Below are 17,301 nucleotides of genomic sequence, written 5' to 3'. Positions count from 1 at the left end.
TGCAGTTGATTAAATGTAATTTGAGTAGCACTTCAAAAAATCAAACTTTTTCCTACCTCCGTGGTCAGTGTCTCACTGACTAACTGGCGCTAGCAAAGACTTACCCCAAAAGTTTTTGAGTAAAGATTGTAAAAGTAGTACGCTGTGCTGCCGCGAGTTGTCGAGTGAGACACTCGCCACGGATAAAAAATCCTTCGTGATTTTTGGGTTAAAAGAAAGCAAAGAAGGCAAAAATTCCAAAAGGTATTCAAGTTTGATATCGACAAATTTGAAAAGTGTTATGAAACCATGGAAGGTACCGCAAGATATGTTGAGTTCTCATTATGCAATCATTTTACCCAAAGAAAACCAGATGAAAGCTTATTAAAATCTAACAGCTCTTTCAAATCATTTGCAAAATTCAAGAACTATAATCTTCAAAAGAATCAATGGTTGTATCTGAGTAACAAAACTACATACTTCTATGGAACGGGTTTCAATATGGCTCGCCTCCTCGACAAACTAGGCATTGATTACAAATCAAGACTGTTTAAAGACGGAAAAATCACTTTGGAGGATATCTTGCAGGAAAAGCAGTAGAACCTCAAATATGTTTTCAATTGTGATTATGTAATCGTGCTGAATAAGATTTAAGTTATTTGTTTAGGCAACAGGCAAAAGACAAAGAGTGTTAAAATGTTTTCAGTAACGATAGATATATTTTGCCGAATGCCCAGAGCCGAAAGCCAAAAGCTATAAGATTAAAATTTATTTTGCCCACTAACTTATAAGATAAAAATATGCTTTTTCATCTACTTAAGTATTCATAAATAGTTCTATCTTTCCGTCCCGATTAATCTCGATGCTTCAAATCCAACATAATTATGCGAAATCTAGGTGTCAAAGTAGTAAAATTTATCATAGTCTTCAGTATTGTTATGCTATACCATGGTTTAGCATTAGGACAAAAAAACGACGTTTGGATACGCTACCATGATAAAGCCAAGAATTTATACGGCTACAAAGATTTAAAAGGTAAAATTAAAATTCCCGCCAAGTTCGAAAAATATTTTACCCAAGCTGACTCATTTTACAATATCATCTCGGTAAAAGAAGAAACCTTACATGATTACAAGACTTATTATCTCCTTAAAAATGGGAAAAAAGTTGGTTTAGACAGCTTATATATTTTAGACTATGCTGTTGATTGTGAAAGTGAAGGCAAAATCCGATTCCAGAACAAGAAAAATGACAGAATTGGCTTTTTAGATAAAAATGGGAAAGCTGTCATCCCTGCCATTTATAATTATGCAACGCCGTTTAATAATGGTGTGTCCGGAGCACTTATAAATGCAAAACGTACGTGCTGGGATGAAAAGGAGGATACACTAAACTGTGAACATCTAGCTTGGAAAGGAGGAATCAAAGTTTTAATTAACGATAAAAATGAGATTTTGGCTGATAGTCTTCATAACCTTCCAGATAATATTAATTGGTATTCATTAAAAACAAATCAAGCCGACTTAGACACGAGTATTTGGTTTACTATTAAGGGGAAAAATGGGAATACCTATTCATTTATAGATTATCAAAAAGAGTTCAGACATTGGTTTGATACGGAGTTTTTGCCCGCCCTAAAATCCACGAATAAAGAGAGTTTGAAACGGCTGTTCTTTTCAGATTTACAAATTGAATCGGTGAAATTAGGGACGAGTAATCCCCATCAAAAAAATTTCAATACTTTTGTCCGCAAAATAGTTACACCCGAACGATTTCAAGCCAATGCTGTAAAAGAAATCCATATAATGAATGGGGATTTAATGTTCATGAACTCGGAAAAACCTATTTATAAAAAATATTTTGATGCATGCGGCCGCCACCAAAAAGAGAAGTTTCCTACTTTTTTAATTACCATCGACTACTATATAAAAAGAAAAGAAGCACTTGATATAAGGAGTGTTCCTAAGTTAGATCCAAATTGGAAAACATCTGAATTTTATATCAACTATGAACTAGATTATCAGGAAAGATTTGAATTTCTTAGAACCTCAAATGGGTATAAACTCGTTGATGTGGAAGTAAAAAATTAAACAATTCCGAAATTATATGGTGATGCTACAAATTAGTTTTCTGTAGGTTACGTTCATAAGAGTCAGTTATTCATAATGTAGGAATAACTAAACATTTGAAAAGTGAAATATTTATTTTGTAATACCATAGACTTTTACAAAACCAGACCATTACCTTCAAAATCAAGAATAATTGTACAAAAGATAAATCAGAAAAATGTCAACCTATTTCAAAATCATAACATTTGTTACAACCCTAATTGCTTCGATTACAGCATTAGCACAAACACCATCTTTCGAAAAAAACCTTAATGACGCCTTCATAAAGGCCAAAAAATCAAATAAGAATTTATTGATCTATCGTTATGATTCAACTTCAATTTATTTAAGTAAGACTAATAAACAAAATACAGATGATTATCTGTTAGATTCTCTATTACGTGTATCTGGTGAAAAGAATATTTTCACTAAAGATTTTGTTCTTTTTCCTTTGGAAATTAATAGCGATAAAAAGGATGACAAAGAATTCCGACGCGAGTTAATTATGGATTTTACGCCTGATTTTTACGTGTTTTCACCCGACAGTACCTGTTTAGCTTACTTAAAGACTTATTTACAAGGTCAAGAGATTTCAAAAAATATTATCCAAGAGATTAAAGATAGCATAAATGCAAATAACCAGAATCGGATTTCCTTTGAACAAAAGTTGTATACTAATACAGTTTCTAAGGAAGAATTACTCCAGATTATAAAAAAACGGTTCCTTCTAAAATTAAGCTCACTTAAATTGCTCAATAAATATGCCTCAATGGAGGAAAACCTTACGAACGATTTATATCAATTTATAGAGGTAGAATATATTACTACCAAAGATCGTATAGTACAAAGTTTCTTGTATGAACCAAAGGTTAGTTCTTTTCAAGATCAAAGAAAAATGCTCAACAGAGTGATTGCACAAAGAGTACTAGAAAATGCGAAAGAAAACCCAGATAAAATTGAATTTGAAAATGCGCTAATGATGAATCAAAATGCTTTTTCACGTTCTTGTGCTATTTCATTGGCAGAAACACTAAGCACAAATAGCTATTTACAAAATGAATTTATACAGGAGCAACTAAAGTCTGCATTTGAATATTATAATTGGATAAATGACACATTGAATATTATTGATTATGGTACAAGATATGGTAATAATATTCTCAGGAGATACTGGTCTAAGCAGAAAGAGTATTTGGATTTACATTTGCTTCAGTCTGATTTTGTTTCAAATCTTAGAATGTACTCTAATGATGATGAAAGAAAAGCTGCGATGAAGGAAAATGGAAAAAATAAGTTGAAAATGATAAAGCAACTTGGTAGAGACTATAACGAAGCGTACTCAAAAGATTTAAATAAAATTGCTTGGAAAATTTATCAATCAACTCAAAAAGCTTCGAGTTTAACAACTGCTTTAAAATTTTCAAGGTTTTCTATAAATCTTTGGAAAGCACCAGAACAATTGGACACCTATGCTCACTTGTTATTTGCATTGGGCAAGACAAAAGAGGCTATTCTTTATCAAGAAATGGCTGTAAAAGAAGCAAAAAAATCTACCAAAATGTATGGTTCCATAGTCGAAGAGTTAGAAAATGAGTTAAAGCGTTTCAAAAAAGCAGGTATAACACCTCACAAGAAGAACATCTAGTTACAAAGATTTGATATTCCACCTTTTCTCCAATGCAAAAAATAAAACTCTCTAAATCATTTTTATATATCGCAACCATTATTGTAATCGGGTTCTGTATACCGCAGAACCTCAAAATGCCTGTAGAATGAGCAACCCCAAAAAGCTATAACCGTCAATCATTTTGGTACTACCCTTGGGGAAAATCTGTTACTCACGCTTATTCATCCAGATGGAAGGCAAACTATTATTCATCACAAACGTTTTAAAGTTTAAGAAATTCAACCAAATTGCTGGTCTAAAGACCAATAATGGCAAAATTAAAAGGATTTAGTTGACTCAATCATGAAACTAAACTTATATCAGATAGATGCTTTTACTGACCAAGTTTTTGGAGGTAATCCTGCCTGCGTTGTACCATTAGAAACATGGTTACCTGACGCCATACTCAAGAAAATCGCTCAAGAAAATGCGGTTGCAGAAACTGCTTTTTTTGTTCCTAAAAAGGATGCAATTCATTTAAGGTGGTTTACCCCAGAAATCGAAATGGATTTATGCGGTCATGCAACTTTGGCTACAGCGCATTGTCTCAAAACCATACTGAACTATCCTTCCAACACTATTTTGTTTGAAACCTTAAGTGGAGAATTAAAAATAGAGGTTGATGGTGATTTATATCGAATGGATTTTCCCTCGAGAATGCCAATTAAAGCTGAATTACCTGAAATAATTGCCCAATCTTTAAATATTCAACCAAAGGAGGTTTATAAATCAAGGGACTATTTACTTGTCTATGAGAGCGAGGAGGACGTTAAGAACATCAAGATTAACAGGCAACAATTTGACTTGATTAACCTCGACCCAGGAGGAGTAATTGTCACGGCGGTGGGAACAAATGATGATTTTGTATCCAGATTTTTTACCCCACAAGCCTCTATTCTCGAAGACCCAGTAACTGGCTCTGCCCATTGTTCTTTGATTCCATTTTGGGCAGAAAGACTAGGTAAAAACATACTTAAGGCATCACAGATTTCGGAAAGGGTTGGAAAACTTTTTTGCGAAAATCTTGGAGAAAGAGTTATCATCAGCGGCAAAGCCAAAACCTATTCGATTGGATCTTTTTGGACAGTATAGAATCAATTATCCTATTGTTTTTTTTATATTTAAACCTCTGTCAACCAAACTCTTCATGAATTAAAATGAGATACTTCTTAAAAAAATATGCAGTTTTATTGTCTTTAGCAATAGCCTCAATTCTCATACTAATCGCTACACTTCAATATGCTGGCGGAACGATTCAAGACAAAAACACGATAGGCTTCGATTGGTCAAGAAATTTTTTTAGTAATCTATTTCAAGAAAACTCTCTGAATGGATTTCCGAACTTAGGAAGGATATGGGCCATTTTCGGAATGATATTTTATTCGTTGGGAAATGGCCTATTTTTTATCAATATGTCCAAGAAAATCAGCGATAAACATGCCACTTTGGTTTTGAAAATCGTTGGATTTAGCGAAATTCTATTCAATTTTTTGATAGCGACACCTTTACACGATAGCATGGTAGCAATAACAAGCACGCTAACATTGTTGGGCTTATTTTATATTACGATATTTTCATTCAAAACTTCTATCCACTTATTAAAAATAGGCTGTGTGTTATCAATGCTTGTTTTCTATTATAGCTTATTTTTGTACGGCACAGGCGATTGGGCTTTACTAGCCATCATGCAAAAGGTCACCATTATTGGAAATATATTGCTGGTAATCAGTATTGAGCATTTTGTACAAAAAGAAGATTTTACTCTAAAATAAACCCAGACTAACTAAAATAGCAAAATTATGGAAACCGAGAAGATTCAAACAATGCATCCAGACCCAACAAAATCAAATAAAAAGATTTTGTTGCTAAAATATCAAACCATCAAAACTACGTTACTTTCTATTTTACGAGTTTCAGAATTAACACATACCGATTTAATGGAAAAATTGTATCAGGAAGTAAAAGATACTTTCGAAGGTGGTGTACAATGGTATGGAGAGGTTGTAAAACTTGATTTAGAAGCAAGAGGAATTATCGAAAGAACGAAGACCAAGCCAGTCAAGTACAGATTGAAAAATGGCTCTATTGAGTAATAGTTGATTTTTTACCACCTATTTTTTCAAGTAAGGCATTTTAACTTTATAAGCAACCATGGATACCAAGCACTTATTTAAGTTTTCAATTTTATTATTCATCTGCAATTGCCTAGTTATTCTTCCACTTATACATATCTCTTTACTTCTCATTTCTGATGGTGCCTATATTTTCTTATTGGGCAATAGCCTCCTGATTACAATTTTAACAAAGATTTTAGGTAAAATTCAATTTTCAGAAGCTGCTTTTATTGGAGTATTGCTATCCTGTCTGAGTTTGAATTTAGCCTATTTATCTTGGCATTTAGGTGTATTCATTCATCCTTTTTATGGTTTTCTCCTATTCTTGGTAGCTTCATCCGTACTATGGTTTCTACTTCTTAAATCAAAATTAGTCTATCATAAAACACCCTTTAGCCTTATTGCCGTATTGGGGTTATTTCTAATTCCCTATTTCGTAGGAGACAGATTACCAAGTCTTCCTGAGAAAAGAAATACTGGGACGACCGAAATTATGATTAGAAATTTTGGTAAACTAGATACCATCCACAACATCGTTGAAATCAGTTATCTTAGACAGCCACTATTTGGCTTACAGCAAACTCAAACAATCCAAACAGTGCGCACTGATGCGAAAGGCAGTTTTAAAATAAACCTTGCCTCTATTTTTGATGTTAAAATTCAACTTACAGACGATAAAAACAGGGTGCAATCCTTCCATATCTCCAGCAATCAGTTAAAAGTCCAAAGAAAGTTTATGTTTGATGTGAGACAATAAATGAATATCTTCTTACACGCTCAAATAACATCAGCTTTTCTCCCGAAAATTAAACCCACAATCTGAAATTTCTTTTGTAAATTAGGTATGTGGTAAACAGATGATTACCATTAAACAACTAAACTCTAATACTATGGCACTCATTAATCCATATCTTCATTACAACGGCAATGCTGAGGAGGCATTCAATTTTTATAAATCTGTATTCGGCGGCGAATTTGCCATGATTGCACGATTCAAAGATTTTGCAAATCCCGAACAACCATTTCCAGAGGAAGAAGCCAATAAAGTAATGCATATAGCTTTACCAATCGGTAAGACCAATGTATTGATGGGGAGCGATGTGCCAAACGTACTAGGAAAAGTCAATGAGCAAGAGAATCGAAGTAAAATCTCAATAAGTGCTGAAAGTAAAGAAGAGGCAGATCATTTGTTCAATGGACTTTCAGCAGGAGGAAATGTCGAAATGCCAATAGCAGATAGTCCATGGGGTTCGTATTTCGGTATGTTTCGAGATAAATATGGGATAGAATGGATGGTAGATTTCGACCCAAAGTATAATGGTCAGGTGTAAATAAAACCTTCCGCCATAGTTGGTCAAAAAACCAACTATGGCTAATAGATAGATACTATTAATCCCAACATTTTCCATCATCATCTTGAGAATCATCATAGAGACTACCAATTGGATTATAATTATCCCAACATGCCTTATGTAGTTCTTCAATACCTACTAAATTGTTGAATTCCTTCTGAATAATTCTATTTTCAGGATTATCAGATTCAAATGGATTCGGGTACAGTTCAATAAATCGAACATTATTCTTTGTAAGAATATTTTTATTACAATAATTGAATTTTTCTACTTTTTCTTTGTCAATTAATTCAAAATAATTGTTTGAAAACCACATTCTCCAGCATGATCTTAATACCATATTCCGAACTTGTCTTAACCTACCTGGATTCCCTTCAATTGTGATACATTTATCTCCATCTTTTGTATATATCTTTTTCTTATTTACAGGAATTCCTTTTAGTTCGTAGTTTCTTAAATAAACTTCATTTTGAATAAATTCATCAAACTGCCAAAATGAGTAGGCACAAACAAAACCATTTAATTTAAAAAATGGCTCAAATAAGGTCAAATCAAGTTTTCCTTTTTCCCCTTTCCATATTATTCTATCACAACCAGGTAATTCTTTGGGTCCACTTGGACAAATAGTCAATCTGTTTTGCATTTCATCATCATAAAAAAGATGGCATTTTTCAAAAAAAAGGTGTTTGTTTATTCTCATTGCCTTTTTGATCCCCTCTTGTAAAGACATATCTCCAAAACCTCCTATCCATCGAGTGAGTGTATATCCTATATTGGGAGATTCCACCAAAGAAAGTATATCAGAAACCTTCAATGAATTTAGCTTAAAACACATTTCAAATTCTATCGTTGGGAAAGTCGAAGATAAATGTTCTTTATAAATAAACTCTTTCTGTTTAAACCAATTAAAGATGCTCATAATTTTATAATTTCTATTTCAGCCCTTGTTGGTCTTTTGACCAACAATACGAGCGACAGCAACTCGTCAATTAAAAAATCAACTTTTTTGTAATAATCAACAGCATTTGATAAGTCGTATCATGATTATTGCCTCTTACGGAGAAGCCTTACTCGGCAGCATCCTAGTAGCTTTGGGATATATTGATATGAACACGCTACTTTCATCTAGTTTCCGAAGTGTCTTGCAGAACGCTACGGCCCCTCGGGGATTCCAACAACCTTTAAAAAACTCTCAAAACCATCCTTTTTAAAATTCTGTATGGATTCCCATGAAAGTATATCTTCACCTTCAAACCAAAAATAATCGTCTCGATTAATGTTAAGATACTCGTAAATAAATAAAAAAATCAATTCTAAATTTTCTTGCCAGACTGGTTCAATATATGCTAAACTACATAAGTTTTTATTTGGAATTAGATAATCAAATGCTTTATCTTGCCCGAGCTCAATGAGTTCGATGTCTACGCCTTGAATTGATAACAAAAAACCTTGCTTCTCATCATTTTTAGAATCTTCCTCTAATCTAATCTCGGTGTTTTTAAGTGACCCATTTGAAAAATAACTAATCCAATTTTGGTACTCAAATTTGATACCGTTACGAAAACAAATTTTCACAGTATCTATCAATACTTTCTCTGGAGAATGATTTTCCCAGTTTTTAAGTAAATGTGCAAGTCTTCCCATTTTTCATTTTAATATACTCCTTAATTCTTCCAATGAATATGCAACTATTGTAACACCTTGTTTTGTGATTCTTTCTAGCATTCTTACTAATTCTGGAGTAGCAACTGCTAATGATTTATCAATATAAAGAGTATATTTAAGCCATTGCTGGTCTCTTAGCAAACAATATTAGAGAATGTAACTAAAGCAAATTTAGCTACGCCTATGTAGATTCCAACAAAGTCATGGCTTCAATAATGTTGGTAGCCTTCTCCATACTTTTGATTGGTGACAACCCAATACTTTTTCTTGCAGTATTTATTGAATCGGTATCAAACTGCTGTACATTACGAATTTTAAGCATCACCGCAGTTTTAAGCGTAGCTGACTTGATACGTATAGTGAAGGGAGAATATCTAGCAGGGTGAATATGCACATATCGCTCAGGCTCATTACCCCATAAAAATACCCACTTGGAAATATCCGATAACTGAAAGGTTGCATAACCCTGATGTTTCTCCAAAAAGACTCGATAATCCTCCTCAGAAGTAATCCCCTGCTCTTTTAAAAAATATAATGTCTCTTCAAAAATTGCGTCTAAGGATAAACGACCTGTGTATAAATCCATCAACGAATCGCCCAATTTCGACAAATTCACCTCCGAATCTACGGTATGATTTGCAATAAAATCTATAATGCTGGGTAAATGGTGTTTGAGTGTGTTAAATAAAATCATAGTTTTTAAGGAAAGGGATACAATTCTTAAAACTGCCTAAGTGAGTGCCTAATATTAAAGATTTTCAGTATTTGCTGGTCTTTTCTTTCATTGTTGATAAAAAACAACAATGGCAAAACTATGAACTACTTACCCATTTTCTTCTATCTCAAAAAACAGATTTTTAGCCTCTACAAAATCATAACCAGTAATTTGCTTCTCTTTGATCATATCAACCAATTTTTCGGACATATATTTATAACCCACTTGAATATTATTGGCAAACAAATCATATTTAGGCATTTGACTCATGAAGTGGTATTCGATATTTATTCGAAAATCACCCCCATATTTTTTAAAAATCTGGTACATTTGACCTTCTGATTCAATCTTTCCATTTAGGGATACCTCCTTTTTACTCTGATCAATTAGTTCATAGAAACTCATCTCTCGGTCTATAAATTGATACAAATCAACAAAAAAATGAAGCCAGTAATATCCTGCTATTTGATCTCCCTTATGCATAACTTTAATTGGATGATATTTATGAGGGGGTAAATGAAAACCTTTTAATAGCTCCTTCGCTTTGTCATTTAAAAAAATCCCGAATCCTTGTGGACTTCCATCTATAAAATCTGTTAAAAAAGCTTTCTTGTGAAGGATTATTTCTACCTCTGGATTAAAATCAAGGAATTCTCCTTTTGTAAATCTACCACTATATGGGGGCTCATGTAGCTTGATAGGGAACACTACATCTTCAGTTTGGTGATAATGACCAACCTCTTTTTTATTCATTGATGGTGCAAAAATGTAATATTTCATAGCTTTGAATAATTATGCATTTATTAAGGGTTTACTACTTGTTTAAATTTAGCAAGTTGTGGCCTTTTGACAAAAAATGGCAAAAACTAAAGTAGATACCCTTCATAAGTAACTAATTCATTAACTTCTACAATTTCCATAGGAACTAATGGACTATGAACTTCGACTTTTATTCCGCGTAGCCATGCCAACTTGGCGAAGGTCGCTGTTTCAAATGAAAAATAGCTTTTTGCTATGCCAAATTCTCCTCTTCTCCCGTGGGTTTTTATTAGTTCTTTTAACCCTATTTCTACTTGTTCTTTGTTCACATCTCTTATTCCTTCAAAGACATTTATCATACCAGCAAATCCTTTTGATCCTTTTTTTGTAGTAGCTATTTTCAATTTATCTATCTGTGTAGTTAACTCTACTTCATCATTCATTATCACAGCCTTTATGATAGTATTGAAAATATACCCTATAAAATTTTTGATAACTACTTTATTTCTTAAAGTGCCATACCTTTTCATGATTTCTGTATTATCACTCAATACCGCACAGCATATTTTATATATAGAAGTATCCATCAATTCATCATAGTTCCTAACCATATATTCTCCACACAAAGCTGCTTTATAAAAATAATTTCTGGCAGCTAACAAATCTTTGGATACATACATAGCAAACAGGGCTAAATCTCTATTAGTTATTTGTAAAGCACATATCGTTTGTTGATGTTCCTCAGTATTTATTTTTTTTGATAAATTCTTTTCATCTTCAATATAATTTTCAAAAAGCTCTTCTAATGGACGATGGTTCATTTTAGAATGGATTTAATTTTAGTAAAATAATTTCTTTGGTACTTTTTTGATATTGTAAGTCGTCAAGCATGAAAATGAGATTTTTTATTATCGAATTTGAAACTTGCTTTCGCACGTGTTTTTGGTTGTTTGACTAACAATGGCAAATATGATTTTGTAATACTAATAAACACAAAAATTTCGTTGCTTTGTAAAAATTATATGCAACAACATGAACTCCATTCTTAGAACCGCAAGCTTTATTCTTTTATGTGCTTTTACATTTCAATGTACCTCTTTAAAAAAGAAAGATTTTGATACGCGTCAGGTCTATAAATCTGATAAACTAATCATTCTTCAACTGGCACCAAATTCATATCAGCATATCTCCTATCTCAAAACGAATGATTTTGGTAATGTGCCTTGTAATGGTCTTGTGGTAGTCGACGACAAAGAGGCAATCATTTTCGATACTCCAACTGATGATAAAGGTTCTGAAGAACTCATTCTATGGTTGACTGAAAACCAAAAATGTAAGATTAAAGCGATTATTCCTACACATTTTCATGATGATTGTTTGGGAGGTTTGGGAATATTTGAGAAATATCAAATACCGTCTTATGCCAATGAAAAAACCATTACACTGGCAAAGGAAAACGATTCAATTTTACCTCAAAATGGCTTCAAAGACTCTCTTTCATTGGCGTTAGGTGATGAAAAAGTTTCAGTAAAGTTTGTCGGAGAAGGACACACGGTTGATAATGTAGTCGGATATTTCCCAAAAGATGAGATTATGTTTGGCGGATGCTTAATCAAGGAATTGGGAGCCACAAGAGGATACCTCGGGGATGCAAATTTGAAGGCATGGTCTTCAACAGTTTTAGATGTAAAAGCACGTTATCCAAAAGTTAAAATTGTGGTGCCTGGGCATGGAGATGCAGGCGATCAAAAGTTGTTGGATTATACAGCAAGATTATTTAAGCCAAAAGAATAACTATTCCTCTTAGGATGCGACTTAAGTCGCACCCTAAGAGGAATAATTGTCTATTGCGCAAATGATGGCGACATCTCGATTTTTGGGATAAGTTTATCAAAAAAGCCTTCGCTAGTGCTGGATTCCTATCCAGCACTCACAAATTCTTAGGATTTTATCCTAATTTTTAGTGTCAAGCAATATTGGTTATCTCAAAACCCGCAGATTCTACCACTTCTTTGATTTTATCACTTGAAAGGTCTTCCCCTTCGACAGTCAATATTTTTTCAGGTATCGAGGTGTCAACCTTCCAGTTTTCGATTTCTTCCACCTGATTTAAAAATGGGCTTACTTTGCTTACACAGTTACCACAATTGATGTTCGTTTTAAATTGTAATTTTTCCATGATTGTTGTTTGTATTATTTAATCTTTCCGAGAATCATTCTCCTTATGTTACTTTTTCAATCTTAAAGAATTGGTAACTACTGATACAGAACTAAATGCCATGGCAGCACCTGCCAACATCGGGTTCATCAAGAAACCATTAATCGGAAACAACACGCCAGTAGCAATCGGAATTCCGATGATGTTATAAATAAAAGCCCAAAACAAATTTTGTTGAATAATGGACTGCGTTCTTTTGGATAAGTTTATTACTTCTGAAATTTTGGTTAATTGATCTGAAATCAAGGTAATTTTGGCTACGTCCATCGCTACATCCGAACCTTTACTCATTGCTATACTGACATCTGCCTGTGCCAAAGCTTCTGAGTCATTAATTCCATCACCCACCATTCCGACAACATTACCTTTTTGTTGAAACTCTCTGACAATCTTAGATTTATCACTCGGCAACACTTCTGCTTTAAATTGTGTTATTCCAAGTTCATGCGCCACCTTTTGAGCAGTTTTAAGATTATCTCCTGTTAGCATAACTATCTCTATTCCTGCCTCTTGGAGTGTCTCAATCGCTTTTTTAGCATCCGCTTTTATCGTATACTCTAAGGCAATTCCTGCTAAAATCTCCTTTTCATTCCCTAAAAATACAGTGGTATATCCCACATTTTGCCAATGATGATATAGTTGACTTTCTTGATAAATCCCTAATTCACGCATCCATTTTACACTTCCTAAAAGATAGGTTGTTTCTTCCAAAACAGCTTTTACTCCTTTCCCTACAACATTTTCAAAATGGGTCAAAGTTTGATTTTTGCCATTTTTTTCTTTCAAAAAAGGAATAATAGCATCTGCTAAAGGATGTGAGGAGGCTTGTTCTACACTCAAAAAAACATCCAGAATATAGCTATTCTCCAATCCAAAGCTATCTTTGATACTTGGTTTTCCTTCTGTTAAAGTACCTGTTTTATCTAAAACAATGGTATCCAAACGATGTGCTAATTCCAGACTTTCAGCATCTTTAATGAGCATTCCTTCTTCAGCTGCTTTGCCTATTCCGACCATAATTGCCGTAGGGGTTGCCAGTCCCAATGCGCATGGACAAGCAATTACCAATACTGAAACAGAGGTGATTAGTGCATAAGAAAAAGCATTCGTACCACCCAAAACTATCCATGAGAAGAATGTAACGACGGCAATTCCTAGTACGACAGGCACAAATACACTGGCAATTTTGTCAACCAGTTTTTGAATAGGCGCTTTACTGCCTTGCGCCTCCTGTACTCGCTTGATGATTTGGGATAATAAGGTTTCTGAGCCTACTTTTTCGGCTAAAAACTTCAACGTTCCTTGTTGATTGATGGTACCAGAAAAGACTTTTGAACCCTTGGCTTTTTCTACAGGAATAGGTTCGCCCGAAATCATACTTTCGTCAACAAAGCTATGTCCGAACAAAACTTTTCCATCCACCGCAATGCGTTCCCCAGGCTTAACCACAACTCTATCTCCCACACGAACTTCTTCAATAGGTACTTGTTGCTCCTCGCCATTTACTATGGTCCAAACAGTTTTTGGTTGAAAACCAATTAGCTTTTTGATGGCAGAAGAGGTATTGGATTTAGCATTTTCTTCTAATAGTTTTCCTATCAATACAAAAACAATCACGATGGCAGATGCCTCAAAATAGATATGAGCATGCAAGCCTCTATCGTGCCAAAACTCAGGAAAAAGTGTGGTAAAAACGCTAAAAAAGTAGGCGACACCTGTGCTGACGGCTACTAATGTATCCATATTTGCACTACCATGAAGAGCTTGCTTCCATGCGTTGAAAAAGAAGTTTTTCCCGAAATAAAAAACCACTGGTGTAGACAAAATCCAAGAAACCCAAGGCACCCACGGTTCGTTCATAAAAAACATACCTAATATAGAAACAGGTATGCCCAAAATTGCCGAACCAATAGCACTGCGTTTTAAAGAATCATGTTTTTGAGTTTTATATGCTTCAACTTGAGTTCGGGTATCATCTGAAGGCAAAATCAAATCATAGCCGACCGATTGAACTTTGGACTGTAGTTTTTCTACAGAAGTTTTATCGCTATCAATCGTCAATTGAACGGTTTCGTTCGCAAAATTGACAGCACAATTTTCAACACCCTCCTGCTTTTTTAAGACTTTCTCTACGCTCAAAGCGCAAGCTGCACAGGTCATGCCTGTCACAGGGACTTGAATATGAATTGTGGTATGTTCCTCTAAATTTTCCATGTCATGTAAATTTCTTTGACACAAAATTAGAAGATGTGGTGGGGAGAATTGTTACAGAATTTTCGAATAGATGTATATAATTTTCTTTAGATAGAATTCAAAGGAGCACCATTATTTTAATTAAAAGTTTGGACACTATTAAATAAAGTATAGGCTAGTATTCATAAGGCAGATGTTCGGGCCGTTTATGAGCTGTAACCTTAAATCCTGGAAAATTGATTAAATCCTTCACGAAAGCATCGTCAATACTTAGCGCAAATTTCCGATTTCAAAGTGGGAGCATCTATTCAAAAATATCAGAAATTAAAGGATTGTATATTTAAAACTTTACCGGTTATTAAAGTTAATTTGAAGATTGTTGTATAACCTTTGTTTTTTGCTTTAAAATAAATCGCCGACTACTAGATGACCTTACACCTTCAGTGACAATCTATCTACTAACATAGTATATTCCTTTCGTTTTGTTCAAAAGTAATAATAAATTGGTCTACAAAGTATATTCTTAGAATCATTTACTTTAATTCTATAAATTTAAGTTGGCAATAAAACCTTTTTAATCGATGAAAAAACTCCCTTTTATTATTTTGCTACTCTGCGCTGTTTTTTACCAAAATGTAGTTTGGGCGCAATCCTCCGAAATCAAACCTCGTATGCGTGTCATCGTTGACAACGACTTTAGTGGTGACCCCGATGGATTGTTTCAAATGGCGCACTTATTGTTATCGCCATCGGTTGATATTCGAGGCATCATTGGTTCGCATTTAAGTGTCAAAGATGGTTTTGATCCTTCTACCACACAAGCCGAAAATGCAGCTAAAAAAGCTAAAGAACTGCTACAAATCATGAATTTGGAAGGAAAAGTGGCTGTAGTGGCAGGCTCTAACACAGGCATGACTGACGAAAATACGCCTGTAAAAAGCGCTGGTGTGGATTTGATTATCAACGAAGCTTTGCGTACCGACACCAAACAACCTCTTTATGTACTTTGTGGTGCTGGGCTTACAGAAATAGCTTCGGCGCTTTTGACAAAGCCCGAAATTGCGGATAAAATCACCTTGATTTGGATTGGTGGCCCAGAATATACGGATATTGCTTTACCACCTCCAGGGTATTCAAAAGTAGAATATAATCTCAATATTGACCCAAAAGCTGCCATGGCTGTCTTTAACAAAACGGCCGTAAAACTGTGGCAAATTCCAAGAAATGTATATCGTCAGGCGCTCTTTCCTTATTCAAATTTAGTAACTAAGGTCAAACCTCAAGGTAAGTTAGGTGAATATTTATACAAGGAACTTCATACGCTCATGAGTCGTGTTGGGCGCATTGGCGAAACATATATTTTGGGCGATAGCCCATTAGTGCTTTTTACTGCGCTACAATCTTATTTTGAAGCTGACCCGTCATCAAGTTTTTATGTAGTAAAACAGGCTCCAAAAGTCAATTCGGACGGGCAGTATCAGTATAATTACGAGGGTCGAAATATTCGAGTTTATACCCAAATTGATAATTATTTGATGTTTAGCGACTTTCTAGCCAAATTAGAGATGAATAAATAATCAGCGAAAGGCTTTATGCCATAGGCAGTAGGCTAAAAGTTCATAGTCGCAGGGAATTAATGCAGTTCTATTTGGCAATAGGTCTTCAATCACCTAAAATCAACGATTTTTTACAATTTCTGGAAAAATCAAATGCTGAATTTTGTGCTATCAAACTTAAAACAAAACATTATGTTTACGGTAAAACAAATCAAAGAAGCACATGCAAAGGTAAAATCTGGTGCAGAATTTCCATCGTACATTCAAGAAATCAAGTCATTCGGTGTTGTAGGCTTTGAAACTTGGGTTTTTGATAGTCATACAAATTACTGGGGTAAAAACAACTTCGAAACCTCGTCTGAGCCTGTTTACGATACTCTACTAATTGAGGATGAATGTACTCCGAGTATTTTTGCAGATGACCTCAAAGCGCATCAGGCTGGCAAAACTGATTATTTCCAATTTTGTAAAGATTGTGCCAAATCTGGCATTGAAAAATGGATTGTCTCGCTTGAAGATATGACTTGCATTTATTACGACAAAAAAGGAAATCAGATTTTGGTAGAAACGATTCCTTGCTAATAGAAAAGCTCTATTTAAGTGATGAATTGTGAGTGATGAGTTTTGAATATCATTTTAAGATTACTACTATTTAACTCATTAAGACAAAACACTTTGCGTCTTCCCAGAGTCAGGAAAAGTATTATCAAACAAGCGTCTTCCTGAATTTTTATATTTGGGTAATTTCCGTACTGTTTATCAAAAAAGGCGTTCGAAATTGGTTTTTCGAACGCCTTTTTTGATAAACAATTTCAGCATGAAACCTCTCTCGACATAATGTTTAGTGCTTGTACACACGATCAAAATCCTTACTGAAAATATTCCATTCACTGATAACGAATAACACCCTCTATCTAAACAAATTAATTTTTAATCTCGATACTTCTCCCTCCTCTTCCATTCGGTGAAAATACCT

18 protein-coding genes are annotated in these 17,301 nt (G+C 34.2%); 11 read left to right on the top strand and 7 right to left on the bottom strand.

Annotated elements, in window-relative coordinates:
• Positions 1-288 precede the first annotated feature (288 nt).
• From ACOVQ4_RS02085 to ACOVQ4_RS02050, 8 genes are all read left to right on the top strand, one after another.
• Positions 289-579 (top strand): hypothetical protein, encoded by a 291-nt coding sequence (locus tag ACOVQ4_RS02085; protein WP_421819007.1) that lies wholly within the window; start codon positions 289-291, stop codon positions 577-579.
• Between the two features lie 284 nt (positions 580-863).
• Positions 864-2,069, top strand: coding sequence for a WG repeat-containing protein (locus tag ACOVQ4_RS02080; RefSeq protein WP_421819006.1), 1,206 nt, complete (start codon positions 864-866; stop codon positions 2,067-2,069).
• A 196-nt stretch (positions 2,070-2,265) separates the two neighbouring features.
• A complete protein-coding gene (locus tag ACOVQ4_RS02075) occupies positions 2,266-3,732 on the top strand; it encodes a hypothetical protein (RefSeq protein ID WP_421819005.1) in 1,467 nt (488 codons plus the stop codon).
• 324 nt (positions 3,733-4,056) lie between these two features.
• Entirely contained in the window at positions 4,057-4,845 is a 789-nt protein-coding gene (locus tag ACOVQ4_RS02070) for a PhzF family phenazine biosynthesis protein (RefSeq protein ID WP_421819004.1), read from the top strand.
• 65 nt (positions 4,846-4,910) lie between these two features.
• Positions 4,911-5,525, top strand: a complete 615-nt coding sequence (locus tag ACOVQ4_RS02065) for a hypothetical protein (RefSeq protein ID WP_421819003.1) — start codon at positions 4,911-4,913, stop codon at positions 5,523-5,525.
• Positions 5,526-5,552: 27 nt separating this feature from the next.
• The gene (locus tag ACOVQ4_RS02060; RefSeq protein ID WP_421819002.1) at positions 5,553-5,846 is read left to right on the top strand and encodes a DUF6958 family protein; all 294 of its coding nucleotides are present in this window, start codon (positions 5,553-5,555) and stop codon (positions 5,844-5,846) included.
• A gap of 58 nt (positions 5,847-5,904) precedes the next feature.
• Entirely contained in the window at positions 5,905-6,624 is a 720-nt protein-coding gene (locus tag ACOVQ4_RS02055) for a hypothetical protein (RefSeq protein WP_421819001.1), read from the top strand.
• A 133-nt stretch (positions 6,625-6,757) separates the two neighbouring features.
• Entirely contained in the window at positions 6,758-7,198 is a 441-nt protein-coding gene (locus ACOVQ4_RS02050) for a VOC family protein (protein WP_283343398.1), read from the top strand.
• 58 nt (positions 7,199-7,256) lie between these two features.
• On the opposite strand, the gene ACOVQ4_RS02045 is transcribed toward ACOVQ4_RS02050, so the two are convergent.
• The 5 genes from ACOVQ4_RS02045 to ACOVQ4_RS02025 all read right to left on the bottom strand — a co-directional run bounded on the left by ACOVQ4_RS02045 (position 7,257) and on the right by ACOVQ4_RS02025 (position 11,179).
• Positions 7,257-8,138, bottom strand: a complete 882-nt coding sequence (locus tag ACOVQ4_RS02045) for a hypothetical protein (protein WP_283383442.1) — start codon at positions 8,136-8,138, stop codon at positions 7,257-7,259.
• A gap of 233 nt (positions 8,139-8,371) precedes the next feature.
• Positions 8,372-8,863, bottom strand: coding sequence for a hypothetical protein (locus ACOVQ4_RS02040; protein ID WP_421819000.1), 492 nt, complete (start codon positions 8,861-8,863; stop codon positions 8,372-8,374).
• Positions 8,864-9,065: 202 nt separating this feature from the next.
• Positions 9,066-9,578 (bottom strand): hypothetical protein, encoded by a 513-nt coding sequence (locus ACOVQ4_RS02035; protein WP_421818999.1) that lies wholly within the window; start codon positions 9,576-9,578, stop codon positions 9,066-9,068.
• Between the two features lie 129 nt (positions 9,579-9,707).
• On the bottom strand, positions 9,708-10,379 hold the full coding sequence (locus tag ACOVQ4_RS02030) for an imm11 family protein (protein ID WP_421818998.1): 672 nt from the start codon (positions 10,377-10,379) through the stop codon (positions 9,708-9,710).
• Between the two features lie 86 nt (positions 10,380-10,465).
• The gene (locus ACOVQ4_RS02025; protein WP_421818997.1) at positions 10,466-11,179 is read right to left on the bottom strand and encodes a hypothetical protein; all 714 of its coding nucleotides are present in this window, start codon (positions 11,177-11,179) and stop codon (positions 10,466-10,468) included.
• 211 nt (positions 11,180-11,390) lie between these two features.
• Here ACOVQ4_RS02025 and bla point away from each other — a divergent pair, with 211 nt between their 5' ends.
• Positions 11,391-12,152 (top strand): subclass B1 metallo-beta-lactamase, encoded by a 762-nt coding sequence (gene bla, locus ACOVQ4_RS02020; RefSeq protein WP_421818996.1) that lies wholly within the window; start codon positions 11,391-11,393, stop codon positions 12,150-12,152.
• Between the two features lie 172 nt (positions 12,153-12,324).
• Here bla and ACOVQ4_RS02015 read toward each other — a convergent pair whose 3' ends face one another.
• A complete protein-coding gene (locus ACOVQ4_RS02015; protein WP_166576610.1) occupies positions 12,325-12,537 on the bottom strand; it encodes a heavy-metal-associated domain-containing protein in 213 nt (70 codons plus the stop codon).
• A gap of 48 nt (positions 12,538-12,585) precedes the next feature.
• Positions 12,586-14,790: a heavy metal translocating P-type ATPase gene (locus ACOVQ4_RS02010; protein WP_421818995.1), complete on the bottom strand. Its 2,205-nt coding sequence runs from the start codon at positions 14,788-14,790 to the stop codon at positions 12,586-12,588.
• A 560-nt stretch (positions 14,791-15,350) separates the two neighbouring features.
• Between ACOVQ4_RS02010 and ACOVQ4_RS02005 the strand changes: the two genes are divergently transcribed.
• Positions 15,351-16,346 carry a nucleoside hydrolase gene (locus ACOVQ4_RS02005; RefSeq protein WP_421818994.1) on the top strand — a complete coding sequence of 332 codons (996 nt, stop codon included), beginning with the start codon at positions 15,351-15,353 and terminating at the stop codon, positions 16,344-16,346.
• A 171-nt stretch (positions 16,347-16,517) separates the two neighbouring features.
• Positions 16,518-16,907, top strand: a complete 390-nt coding sequence (locus ACOVQ4_RS02000) for a DUF1398 domain-containing protein (protein ID WP_421818993.1) — start codon at positions 16,518-16,520, stop codon at positions 16,905-16,907.
• Positions 16,908-17,301 lie beyond the last annotated feature (394 nt).

It is taken from the genome of Flectobacillus sp., assembly GCF_049240685.1.
In the GTDB taxonomy this organism is placed as follows: domain Bacteria; phylum Bacteroidota; class Bacteroidia; order Cytophagales; family Spirosomataceae; genus Flectobacillus.
Note: the sequence above shows the minus strand (reverse complement) of the source record. Positions and strands in the feature narration are given on the sequence as shown.